The organism is Alistipes indistinctus YIT 12060 (assembly GCF_025144995.1).
Lineage (GTDB): Bacteria > Bacteroidota > Bacteroidia > Bacteroidales > Rikenellaceae > Alistipes_A > Alistipes_A indistinctus.
On record NZ_CP102250.1, the window covers coordinates 2782788 to 2806398 of the forward strand.

Genomic DNA, 23611 nt, shown 5'->3' on the forward strand with positions numbered 1-23611 from the left:
GTATTGTTATTTTGTCAATGTTATGCTTACCGCATTCATGCCCCGTGCGCTCTTTTCCGTTTCAAAAGTGACGGTATTGCCTTCCGCAATACCTGCGGGTGCGGACGAAACGTGGAAAAAATATTTCTCGGCCGATACCAGATCTTTAATGAATCCGTATCCTTTCGCCTCGTTGAAGTGTTCGACCCTGCCTTTCAGGATTTCGGGTTCCATCTCGTCTTTTTTAGGGGTGGCGATGGCGATATCCTCTAATTTGACTGTCTCTTTTTTGCGTTCTTCAGGCGGTATGTTCGTAAAATTACCGTTCTCGTCCACATAGGCGATCATGTCGTCGAACGAACTGGTGCCGGCTGCCTGGCGTTCTTCCTTGCGTTTCTGTTTCTCGAGGCGCTTAGCCTGCTTTTTCTTTTCGTTCTCTCTTTTTCCGAATGATTGTGATCCTGCCATTTAATATTTTATGATTAATAAATAATTACGCGGTGTACTGCACAGTGGCCAGTTTCCGGCCGGTCAGCTTCTGGATGTCTTTCACCATCACGTGTTCATCTTTGGAACAGAATGAAAGGGCTGTTCCCGAACGGCCTGCACGGCCGGTTCTTCCGATCCGGTGCACGTATGTCTCGGCTACATCGGGCAGATCGTAGTTGATCACCATGTTCAGTTCGTTGATGTCTATGCCGCGTGCTGCGATGTCCGTGGCCACCATAACTTGTATCTTTCCCGACTTAAAGTCGCCCAGAGCCCGCTGGCGTTGCCCCTGGGATTTATTCCCGTGGATCGCTTCGCTCCGGATGCCGGCCTTTCTCAGGATACGCGAAATGCTGTCGGCACCGTGCTTTGTCCGTGAAAATACGAGCACCGATTTATCGGATTCTTGCTTCAGTAGCGATATCAGCAGCCCCTTTTTTTCGGGTTTTTCGACGAAATAGATGCGCTGGTCGACCGTATCGACCGTCGATGAGACCGGGGTCACCTCGACCCGTGCCGGATCGTGCAGGATGGAGCCCGAAAGGGCGACGATATCCTTGGGCATGGTCGCTGAAAAGAAAAGCGTTTGCCGCTCTGCCGGAAGCATGGGCAGCAACCGCCTGATGTCGGCGATGAATCCCATGTCGAGCATTCGGTCGGCTTCGTCCAGTACGAAATGCGTCAGGCTTTCGAGTCTCACTTCGTCCTGTCCGATCAGGTCGAGCAACCGGCCCGGGGTCGCGATCAGAATATCCACGCCCTGGCGCAGCTTTTCTGTCTGGGGATGCTGTTTCACCCCGCCGAATATCGCCGTATGCCGCAGTCCCGTGTATTTGCCGTAGTCGGTAAAACAGTCGTTGATTTGCAGGGCGAGTTCCCTCGTGGGCGTCAGAATCAGTGCCCTGATGGCGCGGTACTCTTTTTTTCCGTGCGACCGGCCTCTCCGGTTGCGGCGGGCCCGACCCGGTTCATTGGTGGAAGCCGGTTCAGCAGCAATGTTTTGTTCGTTTTTTTTCAGCAGGTGTTGCAGGATAGGGATGGCGAATGCCGCCGTTTTACCCGTTCCTGTCTGCGCGATGCCGAAAATGTCTTTTCCCCGGAGAACTACCGGGATTGCCTGCTCCTGGATGGGAGTAGGTTCGTTATATCCTTTTTCGCAGACGGCCCTCAATATGGGTTCTGCAATGTTCAGTTCGTTAAATGTCATAATAATGTTTCCGCATGTGCGGATGTTTTTGATGATTTGAGCCGCTTGTACTTTATAAAAGGGCTTTGGAGAGGAAGAAATCGGCTTTCAGTTTTTCGATCACTTCCTTTACGCTCCTGATCCTGTCCGAGAGGTAGGCGTTGCCGCCGGCAAAGGCATAGCCTTTTTTCATGTCGCCTCTGGCGGCATTGTAGAGCGCTTTGATGATACAATAAGGACTTTTGGTATAGTCGCATGTTTTGATGCAGTGGAACGGGCAGGACCGGGGTTTTTCCTTGCCTTCGGCCACGTTCCGGATGAACTCCCCGTCGAAAGCGCGTCCGGGCATGCCTACCGGGCTTTGAATGATGCGGATATCCTCCCGGTGGGCGTTCAGGTACACTTGCTTGAATTCGACCGAAGCGTCGCACTCCTCGGTCGGGACGAAAATGGAACCCATTTGTACCGCCGATGCGCCCAGCGCCATAAACCGTGCGATATCTTCGCCGGTCGCTATGCCGCCCGCTGCGATGACCGGGATGCCTTTCCGCCCGGCGTAACTCCGGGCTACCTCGACCACCTCCGGAATCAGGTGTTCCAGCGAGTAGTGTTCGTCCTCGATCTGTTCGTTTTTGAAACCCAGGTGCCCTCCCGCTTTCGGGCCCTCCACGACGATCGCATCCGGAAGGTACCCGTAGTTGGCCGACCATTTTTCGCAAATCAGCCTCGCCGCACGGGAAGAGGAAACGATCGGAACGAGCTGCGTCTTGCTGTCGGTCGTCAAATAGGAGGGTAAATCGAGCGGAAGTCCTGCACCGGCGAATATCACGTCCGCTTTCTCTGCAATGGCCGTACGTACCATATCGGAGAAGTTGGAGAGTGCCACCATGATGTTGACGCCGATCACGCCGTACGTTTTTTCGCGGGCTTTGCGGATCTCCTGACCGAGTCCGTAAATGCACTTTTCGGGGTAACTTCCTCTGTATTCGGGATAAAGCAGCCCCAGTCCTGCCGCTGAAATAACCCCGACTCCCCCCTCGTTGGCGACGGCCGAAGCCAAGCCGTTGAGGGATACGCCTACACCCATACCGCCTTGTATGATAGGTAGTTTAATTTCGTACTTGCCGATAAAAAATGATTTCATATCCGTAACACCGTTGAAATTTGACACCTGCCGTCTTCAGTTTGCGTAACACACCTACTCGGGCAGCGGATTGCCGAAACAAAGGAAGCTTATAAAGGTCGATTTCAACGATGAAAGAGACCGGACGGACCCGTCCGGGACAATGCAAAGGAGATAAAGATCAGAATGAACCTACGTTGTTTACTTGACAAAGGTAATATTATTTTTCCATTTACCCTATTTTCTGTAAAAATAACGGAATTCCGCCCTTTTTATTTTTGAACGGGCGGAGGCCGCCGGTTTTCCGGAGCATCGCGCTCCCTTCCGGTGGCCGGGAGCAGCACGTTGTCAATATCCTGCGGTGAAGCGTTCCCGGTGGTGTGCGGGGTGTTCCATCTCGTCGATCATAGCTGCGGCGTAATCCTGGACGCTGATGCGGCTTTGTCCCTGTCCGTCGACGATCAGATCATCCTTCCCGAGGCGGAAATTACCCGTTCGTTTGCCGGAGAACAGCTCAGCAGACGGGGAAAAGAAGACCCAGTCGAGTTTCTTCTCGGGGATCAGCAACCGCGAATATACTTCGGCCTGCCCTTTGACCCCGGGCAGCAAAGATGCCGGAATCTGTCCCGATTCGATCAGACTCCTGCCCGGTGTGACGTTCAGGCTGCCGGCTCCCCCGACGACGAGCAGACGTCCGACACCGGCCCGTTTCGTCCCTGCGATGATGGCCGGGTAAGTGGCGAGTATCTCCTGGTAGATATTGGGGTTTTTCCAGCCGGGGTTGTACGCGCTGATCACGACGTCCATGCCTTTGGCCGTGCATGTGATTTCGTCCGCTGAAGAGGCGTTGCCGGAGACCGCGTTCAGGTTGGGATGCCTGATCGTCAATTTGGCCGGGTCGCGTATCAGGGCGGTGACGCTGTGCCCCCGCTCCAGCGCCTCTTTCAGGATGGCCGAACCGACGAATCCGCTGGCTCCGATAAATAGTATATTTTTCATGTTTTCAGTTTGTTATGTCGAAGTGGAGGTGCTCAAACGGAAGCTTCCCGGATGCTATCCGCAAAGATGCTGCCACCCCTGCGTTATTGTCCTTAATTTTGTTCGGAGAAAATAATCGCTCAAAAAGTAGCGTTATTTTTGTACCTTTGTTCCTCTCATACCGAAACCTGAAAACGATGGGCAGAATAGTGGCGATTGACTACGGACGCAAGCGGACGGGCCTCGCGGTTACCGATCCGTTGCAGATGATCGCCGGGGCGCTCGACACCGTGCCGACCCATACGCTGATGGATTTTCTGAAGAAATACCTGCCCGCGAACGGAGTGGAAACTGTGGTCGTGGGCATGCCGCGCCAAATGGACGGGACTCCTTCGGACTCCTACACGTATATCCGTCCGTTCGTCACCCGGCTGCAAAAGGAGTTCCCCGATCTGCGGATCGAGATGTTCGATGAACGGTTTACTTCGAAACTCGCGTTTCAGGCGATGATCGAAGGGGGAGTGAAGAAGAGCCGGCGGCGCGGGGACAAAGGATTGGTGGACCGGGTGAGCGCGACGATCATCCTGCAAGGGTATTTGGAGAGCCGCCACTGAGCCTGATGAGTGAGGAGGGGAAGGAGGCCGGATGAATCCGGCATCTCTGGGCTTTTCCCGGCATGCAGGCGATGGTGCCTGAAATTGGAACGGCAACGAATATTAAGAGAAACGTTTTATGATATTACCGATTTACATTTATGGTTCGCCCGTGCTGCGCAAGACAGCCGCAAACATTACCCCGGATTATCCCGGCCTGCAGCAATTCATCGCCGACATGTGGGAGACGATGTACGATGCCGATGGGGTAGGGCTTGCCGCACCGCAGGTGGGCAAGAGCATCCGCATGTTCGTGGTCGATGCTTCGCCTTGGGCCGAGGAAGAGCCTGAATTGGCCGATTTCAAGAAAACTTTTATCAACGCTGAGATTTACGAACGCTTCGGTGACGAATGGCGTTTCAGCGAAGGGTGTCTGAGCCTGCCCGGGATCCACGAGGACGTGATGCGTCCGTCCGGTATTAAAATCCGTTATGTGGATGAGAATTTCGTCGAGCACGACGAGGAGTACAGCGGTTATGCCGCCCGCGTCATCCAGCACGAGTACGATCACCTCGACGGCAAACTCTTCGTCGATCACCTTTCCCCCCTGCGCCGCACGCTGCTTAAGAGCAAGCTGGTCGGGATGACCAAGGGGAATTTCAAAGCGCATTATAAGTGTAAACTCGTTAAGAAGTAACGGCATGGAACTGCGTTGTGACGGTATTATTTTCGATTTCAACGGTACGCTCTTTTTCGATACTGAAAAGCAGGAGCAGGCGTGGAATACCGTGTCGTTCAGCCTGCGCGGCCATCCTTTCGATCCGGAAGAGATGGACGAACATGTACACGGGCGGAACGGCAAATCGATTTTCGAGTACCTGCTGGGCCGCGAGATCGATTTGGTCGAAGAGAGGCGCCTGGTCGAGCAGAAAGAGCAAATTTACCGTGCACTTTGCCTCGAAGACGATGTGAACTTCCATTTGGCGCCGGGAGTCCACGAATTGCTCGATTTTATTACCGAACATCATATTCCCACGACGATCGCCACGGCTTCTGGGCGGACGAATCTCGACTTTTTTATCCGTCAGTTCCGGCTCGACCGTTGGTTTAAGCCTGAGCGGATCGTCTATGACGACGGGACGCTCAAAGGCAAGCCCGATCCCGATATCTACCTGCGTGCCGCGCAGCGGATCGGAGTGGTACCCCAGTTTTGCATGGTGATCGAGGATGCTTTCTCGGGTATAGAATCGGCCCGGCAGGCCGGTATAGGCCGGATTATCGCCATTGCCCCTGCAGAGGAGCACGAATTTATGCTGAGTATTCCCGGCGTGCATGACGTGATTATCGATTTCGCAGAGTTCGACACCTCAGTCTTCAACCTGCCGAGTTGATCGGGGATCTCGGCCGGGAGCGGAACCTGTAACAATAGAAAAAGCAGGGAACCTCACGGTTGCCTGCTCTCCTTGGGGACTTTCACCCCTAAACTACTAACCCAAACTTAAATAAATGAAGAAACCTTTGCATGCGTGCTTCGTTTCCGAAGCGGCACCGTGTCCGTTTGCTGCAATGGCATTTCTTTTACTATAGAAACCTTCAAAATCTGTGCCACATTCTCCGGTTAAGGTATAGAGCCTTTTCCTATCCGGCATCCCGGAGTTCATTCTGGTAAGATAATAAGCAAATCCCGTGCCAAGGCAAAATAAACCCTTCCGGAAATAAGGTCCGGAAGGGTTTTATTGATTCTGACGCTGTGTTACAGCAATCGATAGCGCTGCGTGACGGCCGACCGTTCTACGGGTCCCGGGCCATTTATTGGCTGAGAACGCCAGAGGTTCAGACGAACAAGATCAGCAGCAATGCGATGGTATAGCCGCCTGCCAGTCCCGCCGCTATTTGTGCGAGGTTGTGGCTCCCGAGCCAGAGCCGGGCGCTGCCGAGCAATCCCGCCAGCAGGATGAACAATACCAGCGTGTACGGGAATTGTCCCAATCCCGATGCGTTCAGTGCGGTCAGTAGGGCGAGCAAGCCCCCGATCGAGGTCATGTGGAGGCTGATTTTCCAGAAAGGCGTTACGATCAGCGTCAGTACCACACAGCCCATCGCTGCGAAAAGGAACCTGCGGATCAGAAAAGCCATCATCACGTCCGAGAGCATCATCAGGCAGCTCACGTAACTCAACAGCACGATCAGGATCGGAATCAGCCGCTGCCGCGGTTCGGACAGCTGCAGGTCCGGAATAAGCCGGAAGGCTCTCAGCAATCCGATGCAGAGAGCCGGTGCGACCAGCGTATTGAGGGCGAGTACGGCCAGGAAAAACCATTTGATGCTGAGCGGCATCGTTGCCATCAGCGTATTGCCGAACAGCATCAGGATGCCGGCCCAGAGCGGAATGGTCAGCGGGTGCAGCAGCAGCGAGATCGCCTGACTCAGCCGGGTCAGGGATTGGGTGGGTGTCGATAGGGTTTGTGCGTGTTCCATCGGGGAGAAACGGTTAAATCTGTTTGCGCAGCCGGGCTACCGGAATACCGAGCATCTCGCGGTATTTCGCTACGGTGCGGCGCGCGATGCGGTAGCCTTTGCCGTTGAGGATATCCATCAGCACCTCGTCGGTCAGCGGTTTGCGTTTGTCCTCCTGGTCGATGCATTCGGTCAGGATGTTTTTGATTTCGTATGAGGAGACCTCTTCGCCGCTGTCGGTCTGCATCGCTTCGGAGAAGAGCTGTTTGAGCGGAAGGATGCCGAACTGCGTCTGGACGTATTTGCTGTTCACCACGCGCGAAATGGTCGAGACGTCGAGGCCCGTGCGGTCGGCGATGTCCTTAAGGATCATCGGACGCAGTTTCGACTGGTCGCCTTCGATGAAGTAGTCGCGCTGGTAGTCCAGGATCGCCTGCATCGTACGCATTAGCGTGTCGTGCCGTTGTTTGATCGCCGAGATGAACCATTTGGCCGAGTCGATCTTGTTTTTGACGAACTGGATCGCCTCCTTGTCCGAATCGTTGGTCGGCTTGCCGTCCCGGGTCACCATGCCGCGGATCATCTCCACATAGCGGCGGTTCACCTTCAGGTCGGGTACGTTCGCTCCGTTCAGGCTCAGTTCGAACATGCCGTTCTGGTAGTCGAGAATGAAGTCGGGCGTGATATAGGGCTGCATCTCGTTGCGTCCCCCGCTGTACAGGTTGCCCGGTTTGGGCGAAAGGCGGATGATCTCTTCGATTGCATTCCGGAACTGATCCTCGTCGACACCGAGGCGCGACATCAGTTTTTCGTAATGCTTCTTGGTAAATTCGTCGAAATAGTTGGTCAGGATCTTCATCGCCATCTGCTGTTCCGGGGTATGATCGGGGATCGAGCCCAACTGGAGCAGCAGGCACTCCTGCAGGTTGCGGGCGCCCACCCCCGCAGGTTCCAGTTCGTGGATGACCTTCAGGAGCTTTTCCAACTCCTGTTCGTCGGTTTCGATGCCGAGGCTGAACGCGATGTCGTCGGCGATGGAATTCAGGTCGCGGCGCAGGTAACCGTCTTCGTCGATACTCCCGATCAGGTATTTGGCCAGGGTCTGGTCGTGTTCGCCGAGGTTCTTGAATCCGAGTTGCTGGATGAGGCTTTCGTGAAACGAAACGCCTTCGGAGATATAGACCGGTCGTTTCTCATCGTCTTTCGAATAGTTGTTGATCCGGTATTTGTAGCTGGGCGTATCGTCTTCGGCAAAATATTCCTCAACAGACACCTCTTTGGCTTCCTGTTCTTCGTCTGCCGATTCCTCTTCTTCGAGTACAGGGTTCTCTTCGATCTCCTGTTTGATGCGCTGTTCGAGTTGAAGGGCCGGCAGTTCGAGTAGTTTTATCATTTGGATTTGCTGCGGGGAGAGTTTTTGCAGCATCTTTTGCACCTGTCGTTGGGATATGGCTGTCATAGTTTAGTTTTTGATAGGATGATTAGATAGTTTAGAGCTATTACAACAAAGATAGTAAATCCTCGGTATAAAAAAAGCCCACCTTCAAGGTGGGCTTTCAATAATTGTGCCACTCGTTAGAAATCAGCGTTTTTCGGGGTTCTCGGGAAGGGGATCACGTCCCGGATGTTGCCCATGCCGGTTACGAACAGCAGCAGCCGTTCGAAGCCCAGCCCGAAGCCGCTGTGCGGTGCGCTACCCCAGCGCCGCGTATCGAGGTACCACCAGATATCTTTTTCGGGAATGCCCAATTCGGCTACCCTTGTACGCAGTTTATTGTAATCTTCCTCACGTTGGGAACCGCCGATGATTTCGCCGATTTTCGGGAAGAGGACATCCATGGCCCGTACGGTTTTGCCGTCGGCGTTCTGTTTCATGTAGAAAGCCTTGATCTCCTTGGGGTAGTTGATCAGGATAACCGGTTTTTTGAAATGTTTTTCGACCAGGTAGCGTTCGTGTTCGCTTTGCAGGTCGAGGCCCCAGCTGACCGGGTATTCGAATTTTGCACCGCTTTCCATCAGTATCTTGATGCCTTCGGTGTAATCGAGACGGACGAAATCGTTTTCGACGACGAATTTCAGCCGGTCGATCAATTCCGCATCGAACATTTTGGTCAGGAATTCCAGATCGTCCTTACAGTTGTCGAGAGCATAACGGATCAGGTATTTGAGGAAATCCTCGGCCAGTTCCATGTTATCTTCCAGTTCGTAGAAGGCAACCTCCGGTTCGATCATCCAGAATTCGGCCAGGTGGCGCGGTGTGTTCGAGTTCTCGGCGCGGAACGTGGGGCCGAACGTGTAGATCTGCGAGAGCGCCAGCGCACCCAATTCGCCTTCGAGCTGGCCCGAAACGGTCAGGTTACACGGTTTGCCGAAGAAATCCTCCGAGTAGTCCACATGCCCTTCGCTGTCTTTGGGCACGTTGTTCAGGTCGAGCGTCGTCACCTGGAACATGGCTCCGGCGCCTTCGGCATCACTGCCGGTGATCAGCGGGGTGTGCAGGTAGTAGAACCCTCTGTCGTTGAAATATTTGTGGATCGCGTAAGCCATCGCGTGACGGATACGCAGCACGGCGCCGAAGGTGTTCGTGCGCGGGCGCAGGTAGGCGATCTCGCGCAGGAATTCCATCGAGTGCCCCTTTTTTTGCAAAGGATAGGTGTCGGGATCGGCGCTGCCGTACACTTCGATATCACCCGCCTGGATTTCGACCCGCTGGCCCGAACCCTGCGACTCGACGAGCGTACCCGTTACGCGGATGCAGGCGCCGGTGGTGATTCGTTTGAGCAATTCGTCGTCGAATTTGTTGACGTCGACGACGATCTGGATATTATGGATGATCGAGCCGTCGTTCAGCGCGATGAACGCTACGTTTTTGTTGCCGCGCTTGGTGCGGACCCAGCCTTTGGCCGTGACCTCGCTGCCTGCGGGCGTCGATTGCAACAGTTCTGCGATTTTGGTTCTGCCTCCTTGTGACATTGGTTTGCGGTTTTGATTTGCGAACTCACAAATATCGCGATTTTTTTCCAAAGTGGTTCATTCCGGCATGCTTTTCTGGCTGTTTGCCTGTATACAATCCCCGGTATGGTTGGGCCAGGGCATAAAAAAGGCGGGAGAAAAGCCTCCCGCCCGGTGAAAATAATGTGTTGTGGCGTTTGATTTTAATCGTTGGAACTATCGCCGCCGCTCGATACAGGAATGTCGACACCGTGGTAATCGAGGGCGATAGTCGGTTTGCAGTCTTCGGTTCCCGGCGTCCACTTGGCGTAGGCAAAATCGAGTAGGTCTTCGCTTTCTGCCAAGTGTATACTCATGCTCCCGTTGGTGATCATCTGTTTGCACTTGGGCGAGTAATACGTCAGCGGAGTAAGCGTCCGGACGGTAATTGCGTCCAGGAAGTAAGCCGTAGTCACTTTGGTGGTATTCGAAATCTCTACCGTGTAGGACGAGGTGGAAATACCGTTAAGCGTTTGGTCGCCGGGATTGTCGACCTGAACGATGGTCATGTTGCCGCTCCAGTTCGAACCTTCCGTGTTGCCCGACGTTCCCGATTCGCTTTTTGTCTTGCAGACCAGTCCGTTGAGATAGACTTTCCACTTGTTCTCCGCTTCGGCGGTGATCGAATAATCAGCAGCGCCGACCGATGCGAGGTATCCTTCGATCGATACCATATAAGGCTCGTCTTTGGGTAAAGACAGTGTCCAGGTATGTCCGTCTTTCAAGGTGCCGTCCGCGGTATTGATCCGGATCGTCCCCGAACGAATGTCGTCCGGTGCTACCGTAGCGAGGTTCAGCGTGTAGACGGGGCCCTCCTTGGTAATTGTAGTCGCACCGAAAAGTCTGGTTTTAAGTGCACTGCTATTCAGGTCGTCGAGCGATCCCCCTTCGTTTTGGGTTTCGGTAATCAGCGTGTTGAGGCGGAATGCCATGTCGAAGGGGTCGAGGTTATAAGCCAGCTGGTTCAGCGTTCCGAGATAAAACAAGGCGCCGATCTGTTTGTACCGGGTTATTAGCGGATCTTCGCCGCCGGTATTGGTATTGCATGCACTCAAAGTTGCAACACATGCCAGGAGGAGGAAAATTTTTTTCATATCGGTTGAGGTTTTGTATTTGGTGCGGTTGGAGTTTTTCGAAAAACGTACTCTTAAGAGATGTTATTGCCTGCGCGAATGTTGCACGGAAAAATATTTTTCGTTCTTTAGCGCGGTGATCGGGACAAAGGTAATGATTTAATTCGGATCGCTCCTATCCGGTTTGCAGGATAATTTATCGGCTTTTTAGAGATTAAATCGTAGATTTGTCGACACCCGCGGACAGTTCAGCAAAGAATATGTCCGGTTTATAAGGTCTTCGGGAAACACGCAAAAAGATGTACAGGAATTTACAGAATAGCGAAATTGCCGCGCTTAGTGCGCAGGGTTGTACGGCGGAGGATTGGAGCCGGATTACGGTGGCGGAAGGTTTCCACACCGACTGGATTCGCAATGTCGTTTTCAGCGGCGAAGTGAAGTTGGGCAGTAACGGTGCCGAAATAGCGTGCGGCGCAGGGGTAATCCGGCGTTCGGGCGTGTATAATGCGGCTTTGCATAATTGTACGGTGGGCGACGGTGTACTGATTTACAATGTCGGACGGTATATCGCCAATTATGATATTGCGGAGGGGGTGATGATCGAGAATGTCGGCCAGATTTCCTGCGAGGGCTCCGGTTCGTTCGGCAACGGGGTCGAGGTTTCGGCTATCAACGAGGCCGGCGGCCGGGAGGTTCCCATTTACGATGAGTTGACTGCCCAGGTCGCTTATGTGATGGCGATGTACCGCCACCGGACGGAGACGGTCGCATGGTTGCGAAACATGGTTGCCCGTAAGGTGCGGGAAAAAACCTCTTCAAGGGGATATATCGGAAAGTCTGCTTCGGTGGTGAACACCGTTTCGCTGGTCGATGTGCGCATCGGCGCTTACGCGACTGTGGATGGTGCTTCCACGTTGAGCAACGGAACCATCAACAGTTCGGCGGAATCCCCTTCCTGCATAGGTTCGGGGGTGGCGGCACGCGATTTCATCATCGCCCGTTCGGCCCGGGTTGATACCGGGGCGATGCTGCGGAGTTGTTTTGTGGGGGAAGGCGTGGTGATCGAAAACGGATTTTCGGCCGAGCATTCGCTTTTCTTCGCTAACAGCCATTGTACGCACGGCGAGGCCTGTGCCGTGTTTGCCGGGCCTTACACGGTTTCGCATCACCGGGCCACGCTGCTGATCGCCGGGTATTTCTCGTTTTTCAATGCAGGCAGCGGCGCGAACCAGAGCAACCACATGTATAAGTCCGGTCCGGTCCATCAGGGCATCCACCTGCGCGGTTGCAAGTTCAGCAGCGATGCCTATATTCTGTTGCCGGCCAGCACCGGGGTCTTTACGATTGTCAAAGGGCGGCACTATCAGCACCACGATACCGATTACATGCCTTTCTCCTACCTGATCGAAGAGCGGGGCGATTCCTACCTGCTGCCGGCGATGAACCTGCGCAGTTACGGTACGGCGCGCGACATTCGCAAATGGCCTGGCCGCGACCGGCGGCGCGGGGTGGCGAGCGACCTGATCCGCTATGAGTTGATGACTCCGTATACGGCGGGCAAAATTATCCGGGCGATACACGAATGCGAGTTCCTGCTCGCACGTTACCCGACAGCCGAAGAGGTGACCTGGAACCGGGTGAAGATCAAGACTCCCGCGTTGCGCAAAGGTTTGCTGCTCTATACGCAGTCTTTGAGGGGGTACCTATCGGAACTGTTGGAGCACGGAACCGTGCCTGGTCCCGGCTTGGCCGCTCTGCCCGACGATGCACCGGCCGGATTGGCAACCCCGCCCGATGGAGTGATCGAATGGATTGATCTGGCGGGTTTGATCGTACCTTCGGCAGCCATTGACCGATTGCTCGACGAGGTGGATGCGGGACGGCTTGCCGGGTTTGAAATATTGGAACAGCACTTGCGAAAGCTCGATACGGAATATTCCGGGATGGTCGCTTCGTGGGCGGTGTATGCACTGGAAAAATTGTTGAAGAAATCCGCCGTGCGCATTACTGCCGGGGATTTGCGGCAGGTGATCGCGCAGGGCGAAGCCGACCGTGCGGCACTTGCTGCGGGAGTGGAGATGGATGCCCGCCGCGATTTCGCTCCGCTGATGGCGGTCGGCTACGGCATCGATTCCGAGCAGTACCGCGATGCGGATTTCCGTGCCGTGCGCGGCGACGCGATTCGTGTTTTGAAAAAGTAATGCGTTGTCCGGTGCGGTTCGGTGCCGTGGTATGGGTATTTACGGCGGAATCGACACCGGGCAGAGAACCTTCAACCGTCTTTTTGATGGAGAGCGGATATCCGGATGGCGCGTCCGGAATGGGGTGTTTGCCGAATCGTACCTGCCGTGGATCGGTTTTTGCAGAAAATTTCCGTATCTTTGCGACGCGCGGAGATTCGCGCGCAAAAATCCTGATTCAGAGTTGATATGAGCATAGTAGCGATAGTGGGGCGCCCGAACGTAGGCAAGAGCACGTTGTTTAACCGGCTGGTAGGCATGCGCAAGGCGATCGTCGACGACACGGCGGGCACTACGCGCGACCGTCATTACGGTACTTCCGACTGGAACGGACGTGAATTTTCGGTCATCGATACCGGCGGATATGCCCTCGGCGGCGAGGATGTCTTCGAAGAGGAGATCCGCAAGCAGGTTCTGCTCGCTATCGATGAAAGCGACGTCGTGATTTTTATGGTAGAAGTCGCCACCGGAATTACCGATCTGGATATGGTGGTTGCCGACCTGTTGCGGCGCAGTGCGAAAAAGGTGCTGCTGGTGGTCAATAAGGTCGATAACAACGATCAGATTTACGGTTCGCATGAATTTTATGCGCTGGGTTTGGGGGATCCGTATTGCATCTCGACGATGAGCGGCAGCGGTACGGGCGATTTGCTGGATGCCGTGGTCGCCGCCCTGCCCGAGGATTCGGAGGCGGAGGGTTTCGAGGAGCTGCCTAAATTTGCCATCATCGGCCGCCCGAACGTGGGCAAGTCGTCGCTCACCAATGCGTTGCTCGATTCCGAGCGCAATATCGTCACGCCGGTGGCGGGTACGACCCGGGACTCGATCCTGACGCGGTACAACAAGTTCGGCATGGACTTTTACCTGATCGATACGGCCGGACTGCGCAAAAAGACCAAAGTGACCGAAGACCTCGAGTTTTATTCGGTACTCCGTTCCGTGCGTGCGATCGAATCTTCGGACGTCTGCATCCTGATGCTCGACGCTTCGCAGGGGATCGAATCTCAGGATATGAACATCTTTTCGTTGGTGGTGCGCAACAAGAAAGGGTGCGTGATCGTTGTGAACAAGTGGGACCTGATCGAGAAGGACAACAATACGATGAAGGAGTTCGCCGAAGCCATCCGCTACAGGCTTTCACCGTTCAGCGACGTGCCGATCGTCTTCACCTCGGTGCCGAATAAGCAACGTATCCTCGAGGTGTTGCAGACGGCCATGCAGGTGTATTATTCGCGAATCCGCAAAATCCCTACCTCTCAGTTGAACGAATACCTGCTGCCGATTATCGAGGAGACACCTCCCCCTGCGATCAAGGGGAAATATATACGGATCAAGTATGTGACACAGTTGGCATCGCCGACGCCGTCATTCGCCTTTTTTGTCAACCTTCCCCAATATATTAAAGAAGGATACCGCCGTTTTCTCGAGAATAAGATCCGCGAACGGTGGGATTTTACCGGGGTTCCACTCCAGATATTTTTCCGGCAAAAATAACGGACACTTTCGGATTATAGATCAGCGCGAAATTTTTCGCGCTTTTTTATTTTGTTGACATTAAGCCGATTGGGAAAATGAGTTGCGAGCCTCATTTCAACGGGAAAAATCTCCGTTGCGGATGTGCCGAAGGGGATGAAATCGGATGTTTTATGTGTATGTGTTTGATATAATGCTTGTTTTGGCGTTGTGTCAGTGAAAAAAGAAAATAATTCGCATAAATTTATGAACCGATATTGAACGTTTAAATTATTTATTCTATCTTTGGCATAGAGAAGATAAAGAAAGCGTTTTAGTTATCGTCCTCAGAAAGGCAGTCGGTCCGGTTTGCGTGGAGGGGAGAGAAGCATGGACGCTCATGTCGTGTAACTGAGTGTAACGTGTCCGTATTGAGAGGGCTTGTAGAAGCATAAGACATGAGTGGAGATGCCCCTTCAGGTGGTAATTCCGAATTTGACCTTCAGGTATTTTTGAGGTTTTAATTAAGCAGCCGCGCGCTTTTTTTGATTCCAGCTGTGAAAACTTTTTAATCTAAAATTAACTTACCGTCTGGTGGCTGGATGGTAACTAAACTTATTAATTATGAAGAGTAAATTTTTACTATTGGTGGGTGTACTCTTTGCTGTGGGAGCCGTGTTGTCCGGCTGTAAGGATGATCCCAACGAAAACCCCTATCCCGACACACTGACACAGTTCTCCGCTGAGGCCGCGTCGGGTGCCAATGCAATCAATTCCAACGGCGGTACGCGTACGATCGCGTTCTATTCTCCGGTGACCTGGACGGCTGCCGTTACCACCAGCGACGGTGGCGACTGGGTTAAGCTCGAACCTGCCAGCGGCCCCGTGGGTACCTGCTCGGTGACGGTGACTGCTGCGAAGAACGAGTCGAAAGACAAGACCCGTTCGGCTACCGTTACGATTACCGCCGGTTCCGAAACGCTGACCTACACGGTCGAGCAGCGTTATCAGCTCACTTTCGACGTGACGAATGCCGACAGCAAGGCCATCTACCTTCCGACCGAAGGCGAAACCTTTGTGCTGAATCTGGACAACAACGCCGGGACTATCGGTTACACGGTATCAATTTCTGAGGCCGATGCCAAATGGATCACTTACGACAAGGGGTCGAAAGCCGTTGACAATCTTTCTTTCACGGTCGCTGCCATCGATAACGATTATTTCGGTACGATCCGCACCGGTTCGATCGTAATCTCCGAAAACAACGGCGGTCCGGGCAACATCACCATTACTGTGAAACAGGCCGGTACCAAAACCATGATGATTTGGCCGACCGCGACCCAAAGCGTTGACGACATTATGACCGGTTTCGACAATACCAAGTATGAGACCCTGTACCTGGCCGGTAAACTGGCTGATGCTACGGCCGTTGGTGCCGTGGGTACCTATGTGGGCGGATCGGTTAACAAAGTCGACCTGACTGACGCTGTGGCCGAATCGATTCCGATGAACGCTTTCCAGGGGTGCAGTACGCTGAAAACCGTGACGATCAATACCAAGGTGACCAGCATCGAAGCCGGTGCATTCGCTGGTTCGGGCCTGACGTCGTTCACGTTCCCGCTGAATTCGGAGAAGGTGAAGGTTGACGGCAAGGATAAGACCGTCGATATGCCGAACAAAATTGCCACGATCGGCGACAACGCTTTCCAGGGTACCAAGCTGGCTTCGATCGAACTGCCGGGTGCTTTGACCACTCTGGGTGCCAACGCTTTCGAGGGTTGCCCTGCTCTGAAAGAAGTAACGTTTGCTTTCAGCGGTTGGAAAGACAATGAAAAGTACGATACCAAGCTCGACAATGCCGTAACTTCAATCGGTAATGCTGCGTTTATGACCTGCCCGAGCCTCACTTCGGTTAAGTTGCCGGTGAATGCCCTGACGACTTTGGGTGACGACGTATTCAATGGTGATTTTGCACTGGCCGGCGCATTCGACCTGCCGAAAACCGTGACGACTATCGGTGCCCGCGCTTTCCAGCAGACGATCATCTCTTCGATCACGCTGACTGCGGTAACGACTTTGGGTGACAACGTATTCGACGGTTGCAACTCGCTTGCTTCCATTACTTCGAAGACCGCAACTCCTCCCGCCGTACCTTCTACGCTGGGCGTAATGAGCAACGGTAACCTGGTTATCAAAGTGCCGTCTGCCGAGGCAGTAGCAGCATATCAGGCGGCTACAGGGTGGAGCACGTATTCGGCATCCATTACCAAATAGGGTATTTGCCGGATAAGTCAACTAACTGACAAAGAAAAACCCGCACGGAATCCGTGCGGGTTTTTATATTTCGATTGTAAAGGATGCTTCCATCTTCCTTAGCTGTAATTTATAGTACACGCTGTCCCGATTAGTGTGGGGCCTCGCGGAAGGGAGATGCTGTCCTGTCCTGTCCTGGGCCGTGATAATATCCGGACGGAGTCCGGTCTGAACTTCGCCGACACGGTTAGGAAAATACAAAACCGACCCGAATCATTGTTTCCGGGTCGGTTTGACAACTCTATTCGATTAACTATTTTCGGTTGTAAAACGGCATGTCCCCTGCACAAAGCCGGGAATCTTCGGGATGTTATGTGTGAAAATAGAACTTAGTTTGTCGGTATGTCCTCTGCCGTCAAGTCGACTTGCTGTGTGTACCAAAGCCAGATGGTAGCGAGTTGTTCGATGCGGATCGCCGCACCGGGTTTGATGACGAATTCGCTGACCCCGACCGAAGAGTAAGGGTTGCCCCAGTCGTAGGTGTAACCCAATTGCGTCCATGGATAAGGCGGGTCGGAAGTGTAAGTCGTACTGCGCAGGTGCTCGATCCATTGCTTGTGTCCGGGATCGACCTGTTGCGGAAATTTCACCGTCGAGAAATGGTTGTGCACGTCGGGATCCGGTGTCGGGCGCACCAATTGTGAGACTGGCACCCAGAACTGGACGATGTATCCGTAATCAGCCTGCGGCGGTAATCCTAATATTTGCTTAATGCGCATTGCGGCCGAGAGCGAATCGAGCAACGGTTGGTTGTGCATCACCATGCCCAACTCGGGAGAGAGGCTGACCCAGATCGCTTCGTCACGTGATGCAGGCGCCTGTTTGGCGGCTTTGCCCGTCCATTTCGGCAGGTCTTTCGTCTGGATGGCGGCTACCACCAGTACGAGGGAGTCTCCTCTGCGGTCCACCCACGGATCATCGACGCTCCACAGGCGGTCGGACATTTTACCCGGCGTGATTTCCTGGGCTTCTTTCACCGCTTTTTGATAGATATTTTGTAGCCGGGCATTTACCCTGCGGGCTTCTCGTACGGTCAGGCCGGAAAAAGGCAGGGACTCTCCACCCGGGATTTGTTCCTGTGCAAAACCGGGTTGGAGCAGCAACGAGACTCCCAAAACCAGTAGCGGCAGCTTTTTCATTTGCTTTGTTTTTAATTGTCCGTAGATACTTGTCAATACCTACAAAGAAAGGAAATATTTCGGTAGGGGCGTTCGTCCTTGGGAGATTCATTTGTTAAATTGATAAAAAAAATGGATTTTTGTACGATCCAAATCGCATACGTTCGCATGAAACATATCCTCAGCTATACTTTGCTTGCCTGTACCTTGCTGCCGGTTTCCCCGTTGGTTGCCCAAATGACTGTTAACGACATCGCTCCGGTATCGCCTGTTCCGGTTTCGGCGTTGCCATCCTGGGCGGATCCGTCGCATGCCTCTGAAGGAAAAGCTGCTCCGCGGCAGGAGTTTATCAGCTATTCGTCCCGGGAACTGGCTGAAAAGGACGATATGAACGATGCCCCGCACTACCTGCCGTTGGCCGGGAAATGGCGTGTGAATTATTCGACCACCGCCCAGGGAGGTGAAGCGGGTTTTTATCAGCCTCGGTTTTCGATTGCCGGGTGGGATGAAACCGACCTGCCCAATGCAGCCAAAGCCGCCGGAATCTCTCCGCTTGCCGGGTTGGTACCCCCGCAGTTGCCCGCAGAAAATCCGCTGGTGCAATACCGGGCGGCATTCGATGTGCCTTATTTGTGGCTCGACCGCGATATGTATATTCACATCGAAGGGGTTGGAAGCGCTTATGCCTTATATATCAACGGACAGCGTGTCGGTTACAGTAATGACAGCCGCACGCCGGCCGAGTATAATATTTCGGATGCCGTAACGGACGGGATCAATTCGATTGCGATCGAAGTGTACGGTTTCTCACAGGGGAGCTGGATGGAAACGTCGATTCCGCCGCTGGTTGCCGGTACCCTCGGCAATATTTATATCTATTCGCAGCCGAAACTGAGGATCGAGGATTTCGTCGTCCGGGCCAAACTCGATTCGGCCCGCGTCAACGGCATCGTTTGGATCACGGCCATCATGTCCAACAGCTACCGCAGTGCGGAGAAGATCACTTTCGGTTACGATATTTATTCGCCGGAAGGCAAGTTGTTAACCTACAATATGCTCGAAACCGAGGTGGAACCCGAAGGATACGACACGCTCCGCTTCAAAGAGTACATTTATCCGAGTGTAAAGAAAATGTGGTCGCCGCAAGCGCCGAACCTGTACCGTATGATGCTCTATGTCCGGCGCGACGGGCGTATTACCGAGTATATCCCTTTCAAGTTCGGATTTAACATTACCGAACTGGAAGACGGCGTGCTGGTGATTAACGGACGTAAGGCGGAGTTGAATATCGCCGCTTACAATGCCGCGGCCGATGAGGCTGCCACGGCAAGTGAGCTTCGCAGCCTCAAACAGCAGAAATACAATACGGTTTGCGTATCCTATCCGCAACCGCGCTGGTTCTACGAGCTTTGCGACAAGATCGGCATTTATGTGATCGACCAGGCCAATATCAACAGCGGTTACCGCAAGGACGACCGTAATGTGGGCGGTGCCGTGGCCAACGATCCGCGTTTCCTGCCCGATTTCATCGACCGGGTCGCATATATGCGCGGACGTTCTAAAAATTATACGTCGCTGATCGCGCTGTCGATGGGGGGCGAAAGCGGCAACGGCTACAACTTCTACAAGGCTTACCAGTGGCTTAAGGGGGCGGATACGCTGCATCCGGTTACCTACCGTGATGTGCAGGGTGAGTGGAACAGTGATTTCTCATTCCCCGGAGCCGAGGATGTACAGCGTTTCCTGAACGAGAACTCCGTGGTCAGGAAGAATCCCAAGAATGCCCGCCGCTGATGAACATCGACCTGATTGTCGTCGGCAAAACCGACTCGCCGCAAATCGAGGCGTTACTGGCAGACTACCTCAAACGACTGAATTATTACGCCAAAGTTACCTTGATCGTCCTGCCTGATCCGAAGAACCGCAAAACGGTCTCGGCTGAAAGCCAGAAGAGGCAGGAGGGCGAGGCGCTGTTGCGCCGTTTCGGCGACGGAGACGGGGTCGTGTTGTTGGACGAGCGCGGCGAACAGATGCGGTCAGTCGATTTCTCCGCCTGGGTGCAGAAACGGATGAACAGCGGCCTGAAACGGCTCTGCTTCGTGATCGGCGGACCTTATGGCTTTTCCAAAGAGGTATATGCCCGCGCCGATGCGAAGATTTCACTGTCAGCGATGACCTTTTCACACCAGATGATCCGCGTGTTGTTTGCGGAGCAGCTTTACAGGGCTTTTACCATCCTGAACAACGAACCGTACCACCACGAGTAATTTTGTCCGCCTTCCGGCTATGGGGCCTGACCGGCTCGCTGGAATCTGTTCTGGCAATATTTGCCGGGCATACCGAGTGTGCAATAATTTGGTGTACGATAATTAACCAGTGTAAGATAACTGAAAAGCCGGGATTGAAATCCCGGCTTTTAGTATACCTGTCGTTGGGAATTTTTTAAAGGGAAACTGCGTCGGCCGGTCCGAAACGGTGCGGTCGTTTTTCCTGTTTTATCTTTCTTGCTTGTCGGGTTCTGGGGATTAACGTTTTGCCGACGATTACATATCCGTTTCGGGATCCTCTTCGGGCGAAGGAACCGGTAATTTGCGGACATGTTTGGCCACATCCTGCTTTTGCTGGTTCTTTTCGATAATGAATTCCACCGGATCGCCTACGGCCAGGTCGGCGAAATTGCCCTCGACGTCCTGGCAATGGAAAAAGAGGTTGTTGTTGGGGTATTTGATGAAACCGAAACCGCTTTTAAGGCTGAGGATTTCGCTTACTTCTACCGTGTGTTCCGTCTCCGGGGGACACCCTTCGTTGCAGACGAACAAGTTGCGGACCACCGGGTTGTTTTGTTCCAGCCCCCGCTCAATCTCCTCGTGCATCGCAATAGGGTAGGTGGCCAGCGAGAGCAATTCGTGCGAAGTTTTGGTCACCATTTTGATCCCGTCGTCGGTGAGGTATTCGAACTCCCAGCTCAGCAGCATGATGGGTATGCCGGCAGCCCTGATTTTACGCATCAGCGGCGTGTAATCGGTATCCGAAACGATCAGTACGATGATGTCGATCGTCCCGCTCAGCACGAGTTCATAAGCTTCGAGCGCCAGCCAGACATCCACCCCGCGTTCTTCCCTGCGGCCCTGTACATTGCGCAGCGGCAGGTAGTGGGTATTGACTCCTTCGGACATCAGGATGTCGTCGAATACGCGGTCGTTGTACAGTTGGTTGCCTCGCATAGCTGCTTCAGAAGCATTGAGGCGCCCCCGGAAATAATGTGCGACCGAAATCTGGCATTTGACCGTTTCACAGCCCGCCTCTTCGGCTACACGGTGCCGGATGAACCGGTGCAGGCCATTCAGGCTCAGCCTTCGCCTTTCGGGGTGGATATAGTTATAGTAGTTGGAGGCGTGCAACAGGAAATTCCCGTCATAAAATACGCCGATACGGCAGGAGGTATTGATCGAATTCATTCTGACTAATCGCTAATATTGCATAAATCATGTGAAATAAACTCTTCTATGAACCTAGGAAACGCTATGCGCTATAAATTATACAAATATACAAATGAAATAGCTAAATATGCAACTTTAATCCGCTTTTTACTCTGTTTGGACATGAAATTCGCACAAAAACGCATGGAAATGTGCCTAAACCTTTTTTGCGGCCAAGCAGTATAAGGCTATTTGCATTAATCTTTAGAAAGATTAACTTTGAAAAAAATTAATTAACTTAGGATACAAGGATGGATTTGGATAAGTTGCTGGCGGAACTCGACGGCATCGGCCGCATCGCCCGGAGTTGGAAGGAACAGGATCGGGTAGCTGAAATTGAGCGGCAAATTATATTGGATAAGCTCCGGCATATTTATGAAAAGGTGATGTTTTCCGGTGGCGTTGAAGTTTGCGAAAGCCCTGCCGGGAAGCAGACGGCACCGCAAGCGGCAGATCGTGTCGGTGCTGCGGTTGGTGGAGCAGCCGGACCGTCTGAGTCATCTGTACCGATTGTTGAAGCGAATGAACCCCTCCCTGGCGTAGATGGGAAAATCGCATCCGAAATGTCTGCTGTGACGGATAGGTTTCCACACCCGGAAGTGTTAGATAGGACTGAGGATGCTCAACCGGTTTCAGAGCCCGAGGCGGAACAAGGCGAGTTTGTTCCGCAGCCGGAAGAACCTGAATCTGTTTCGGGAGAGGCCGAAGCAGGAAATATCGAGGTTTCCATGACGGTCGAAGAGCATAGCGTCGAACAAAAGCTCTTCAGCGATGAGCCGCTCGTGCGGACCCGGGTGGACAAGCGGGTGATCTTGTCGCTTTACGGCGATGACTCTTCTCCTCGCAAAACCGTTACCCAGGTTCCTTCCCAATACCGGACCGATGAGCCGCAATCATCCGTGCCGCAATTCCCGTTGCAACCGGACGCCGCCGCCCCGGAATCCGTTCCGGTACCAGATCCGGTGATCGAAACGGTCGGTTCTGTCGTGCTTGGGGGCGAAAGCGTTCCGCATGTCGAAATCCCGCACAAAAAGGTGCTCGGAGAAACCCTCGCCAACCAGACGGCGGCTGTCAACGAAGTGATCGGTAAAAAGGCCGCTCACACGGATGTCGCATCCCGCCTGCGGGCGAGCCAGATCACGGATTTGAGGCACAGCATCGGTATCAACGACCGCTTTTTACTGATTCGCGACCTGTTCGGCGGTAAAGCGGAAGAGTACGAGCGGGTGATTGATGAATTGGACGCCTTTACGGAGCTTGACGATGCGATGATCTATATTCAGGAAAATTTCGAGTGGAATCCCGACTGTGACGGTGCAACGCTGCTGGTGGAACTGCTTGAACGTAAACTCGACCGCTGATGGGCAAGCTTTTTCTGGTGCCTACGCCGATCGGCAATCTCGACGACATTACCTTGCGGGCGATCAAAGTGTTATCGTCGGCCGATATCGTGTTGGCCGAAGATACCCGCACTACGCAGGTGTTGCTGAAGCATTTGGGGTTGGACAAGAAGCTCTGGAGCCATCACAAATTCAACGAACATGCAGCGGTCGAATCCGTTGCTGCGACGATTGCCGCCGGAGAGACGGTGGCGTTGGTGTCGGATGCGGGGACACCGGGAATTTCCGATCCCGGGTTCCTGTTGGTGCGCACCTGTCTCGAACATGGCATCGAAGTGGAAACTCTTCCCGGTGCGACGGCTTTTGTCCCGGCGCTGGTCAACAGCGGTTTCCCCTGCGACCGGTTCTGTTTCGAAGGTTTCCTGCCCCCGAAAAAGGGGCGTTCGCGGCGGTTGCAGCAACTCGCCGATGAGGAGCGGACGATGATTTTTTATGAATCTCCCTACCGTTTGGTCAAAACGCTGGCCCAGTTTGCCGAGTTGTTCGGCCCGGACCGCGAAGCTTCCGTTTCGCGGGAGCTGACCAAAAAGTTCGAAGAGAATGTTCGTGGCACGTTGCGGGAACTGATCGTTCACTTTTCTGCCCGGGAGGTGAAAGGGGAGATTGTAATCGTCCTCGGAGGCAAACCCCGCAAAGCGAAACGGGAGGATGCCGATAATGGTGCGGTAGACGATGCGGAGGAGAACGGTTTACAGGAGGATTGACCGTGTTGACACGATTTATTATGGAACACGAAAGCA

At 53.5% G+C, this 23611-nt stretch carries 20 protein-coding genes; 10 read left to right on the plus strand and 10 right to left on the minus strand.

Going from position 1 to position 23611, the window contains the following annotated elements; translation table 11 throughout:
• Positions 1-6: 6 nt before the first annotated feature.
• The 4 genes from NQ495_RS11460 to NQ495_RS11475 form a co-directional block, all read right to left on the minus strand.
• Positions 7-447 (minus strand): cold-shock protein, encoded by a 441-nt coding sequence (locus NQ495_RS11460; protein WP_009135121.1) that lies wholly within the window; start codon positions 445-447, stop codon positions 7-9.
• Positions 448-472: 25 nt separating this feature from the next.
• The gene (locus NQ495_RS11465) at positions 473-1675 is read right to left on the minus strand and encodes a DEAD/DEAH box helicase (RefSeq protein WP_009135120.1); all 1203 of its coding nucleotides are present in this window, start codon (positions 1673-1675) and stop codon (positions 473-475) included.
• Positions 1676-1727: 52 nt separating this feature from the next.
• Positions 1728-2798 (minus strand): NAD(P)H-dependent flavin oxidoreductase, encoded by a 1071-nt coding sequence (locus NQ495_RS11470; protein ID WP_009135119.1) that lies wholly within the window; start codon positions 2796-2798, stop codon positions 1728-1730.
• 327 nt (positions 2799-3125) lie between these two features.
• Positions 3126-3776 (minus strand): NAD(P)-dependent oxidoreductase, encoded by a 651-nt coding sequence (locus NQ495_RS11475; protein ID WP_009135118.1) that lies wholly within the window; start codon positions 3774-3776, stop codon positions 3126-3128.
• A 176-nt stretch (positions 3777-3952) separates the two neighbouring features.
• Between NQ495_RS11475 and ruvX the strand changes: the two genes are divergently transcribed.
• The 3 genes from ruvX to NQ495_RS11490 all read left to right on the plus strand — a co-directional run bounded on the left by ruvX (position 3953) and on the right by NQ495_RS11490 (position 5739).
• Positions 3953-4369 carry a Holliday junction resolvase RuvX gene (gene ruvX / locus NQ495_RS11480; RefSeq protein WP_009135117.1) on the plus strand — a complete coding sequence of 139 codons (417 nt, stop codon included), beginning with the start codon at positions 3953-3955 and terminating at the stop codon, positions 4367-4369.
• Positions 4370-4487: 118 nt separating this feature from the next.
• Positions 4488-5045, plus strand: coding sequence for a peptide deformylase (def, locus tag NQ495_RS11485; protein WP_009135116.1), 558 nt, complete (start codon positions 4488-4490; stop codon positions 5043-5045).
• Between the two features lie 4 nt (positions 5046-5049).
• Positions 5050-5739, plus strand: coding sequence for an HAD family hydrolase (locus tag NQ495_RS11490; RefSeq protein ID WP_009135115.1), 690 nt, complete (start codon positions 5050-5052; stop codon positions 5737-5739).
• 442 nt (positions 5740-6181) lie between these two features.
• On the opposite strand, the gene NQ495_RS11495 is transcribed toward NQ495_RS11490, so the two are convergent.
• The 4 genes from NQ495_RS11495 to NQ495_RS11510 all read right to left on the minus strand — a co-directional run bounded on the left by NQ495_RS11495 (position 6182) and on the right by NQ495_RS11510 (position 10890).
• Complete coding sequence (locus NQ495_RS11495; RefSeq protein WP_009135114.1) at positions 6182-6826, minus strand: hypothetical protein; 645 nt, start codon at positions 6824-6826, stop codon at positions 6182-6184.
• A 13-nt stretch (positions 6827-6839) separates the two neighbouring features.
• A complete protein-coding gene (gene rpoN, locus NQ495_RS11500; RefSeq protein ID WP_009135113.1) occupies positions 6840-8264 on the minus strand; it encodes an RNA polymerase factor sigma-54 in 1425 nt (474 codons plus the stop codon).
• A gap of 116 nt (positions 8265-8380) precedes the next feature.
• Positions 8381-9778, minus strand: a complete 1398-nt coding sequence (asnS, locus tag NQ495_RS11505; protein WP_009135112.1) for an asparagine--tRNA ligase — start codon at positions 9776-9778, stop codon at positions 8381-8383.
• Between the two features lie 182 nt (positions 9779-9960).
• Positions 9961-10890 (minus strand): hypothetical protein, encoded by a 930-nt coding sequence (locus tag NQ495_RS11510; RefSeq protein ID WP_009135111.1) that lies wholly within the window; start codon positions 10888-10890, stop codon positions 9961-9963.
• Between the two features lie 278 nt (positions 10891-11168).
• Between NQ495_RS11510 and NQ495_RS11515 the strand changes: the two genes are divergently transcribed.
• The 3 genes from NQ495_RS11515 (at position 11169) to NQ495_RS11525 (ending at position 16835) form a co-directional block, all read left to right on the plus strand.
• Positions 11169-13070 (plus strand): DUF4954 family protein, encoded by a 1902-nt coding sequence (locus NQ495_RS11515; protein WP_009135110.1) that lies wholly within the window; start codon positions 11169-11171, stop codon positions 13068-13070.
• 228 nt (positions 13071-13298) lie between these two features.
• Positions 13299-14603, plus strand: a complete 1305-nt coding sequence (gene der, locus NQ495_RS11520) for a ribosome biogenesis GTPase Der (protein WP_009135109.1) — start codon at positions 13299-13301, stop codon at positions 14601-14603.
• Positions 14604-15185: 582 nt separating this feature from the next.
• Positions 15186-16835, plus strand: a complete 1650-nt coding sequence (locus tag NQ495_RS11525; RefSeq protein ID WP_009135108.1) for a leucine-rich repeat protein — start codon at positions 15186-15188, stop codon at positions 16833-16835.
• Between the two features lie 368 nt (positions 16836-17203).
• Here the strand turns inward: NQ495_RS11525 and NQ495_RS11530 are convergent, their stop codons facing one another.
• Positions 17204-18013 (minus strand): hypothetical protein, encoded by an 810-nt coding sequence (locus NQ495_RS11530; protein WP_009135107.1) that lies wholly within the window; start codon positions 18011-18013, stop codon positions 17204-17206.
• 147 nt (positions 18014-18160) lie between these two features.
• On the opposite strand from NQ495_RS11530, the gene NQ495_RS11535 reads away from it, so the two are divergent.
• Complete coding sequence (locus NQ495_RS11535) at positions 18161-19786, plus strand: glycoside hydrolase family 2 TIM barrel-domain containing protein (RefSeq protein WP_232208927.1); 1626 nt, start codon at positions 18161-18163, stop codon at positions 19784-19786.
• Positions 19786-20259, plus strand: coding sequence for a 23S rRNA (pseudouridine(1915)-N(3))-methyltransferase RlmH (gene rlmH / locus NQ495_RS11540; protein ID WP_009135105.1), 474 nt, complete (start codon positions 19786-19788; stop codon positions 20257-20259). Before NQ495_RS11535 ends, rlmH begins: the two co-directional genes overlap by 1 nt.
• Positions 20260-20535: 276 nt before the next feature.
• Here the strand turns inward: rlmH and NQ495_RS11545 are convergent, their stop codons facing one another.
• Positions 20536-21450, minus strand: a complete 915-nt coding sequence (locus NQ495_RS11545; protein WP_009135104.1) for an NYN domain-containing protein — start codon at positions 21448-21450, stop codon at positions 20536-20538.
• Positions 21451-21722: 272 nt separating this feature from the next.
• Here NQ495_RS11545 and NQ495_RS11550 point away from each other — a divergent pair, with 272 nt between their 5' ends.
• Both NQ495_RS11550 and rsmI read left to right on the plus strand, forming a co-directional pair.
• On the plus strand, positions 21723-22832 hold the full coding sequence (locus tag NQ495_RS11550) for a hypothetical protein (protein WP_009135102.1): 1110 nt from the start codon (positions 21723-21725) through the stop codon (positions 22830-22832).
• Complete coding sequence (rsmI, locus tag NQ495_RS11555) at positions 22832-23575, plus strand: 16S rRNA (cytidine(1402)-2'-O)-methyltransferase (protein ID WP_009135101.1); 744 nt, start codon at positions 22832-22834, stop codon at positions 23573-23575. Before NQ495_RS11550 ends, rsmI begins: the two co-directional genes overlap by 1 nt.
• Positions 23576-23611 lie beyond the last annotated feature (36 nt).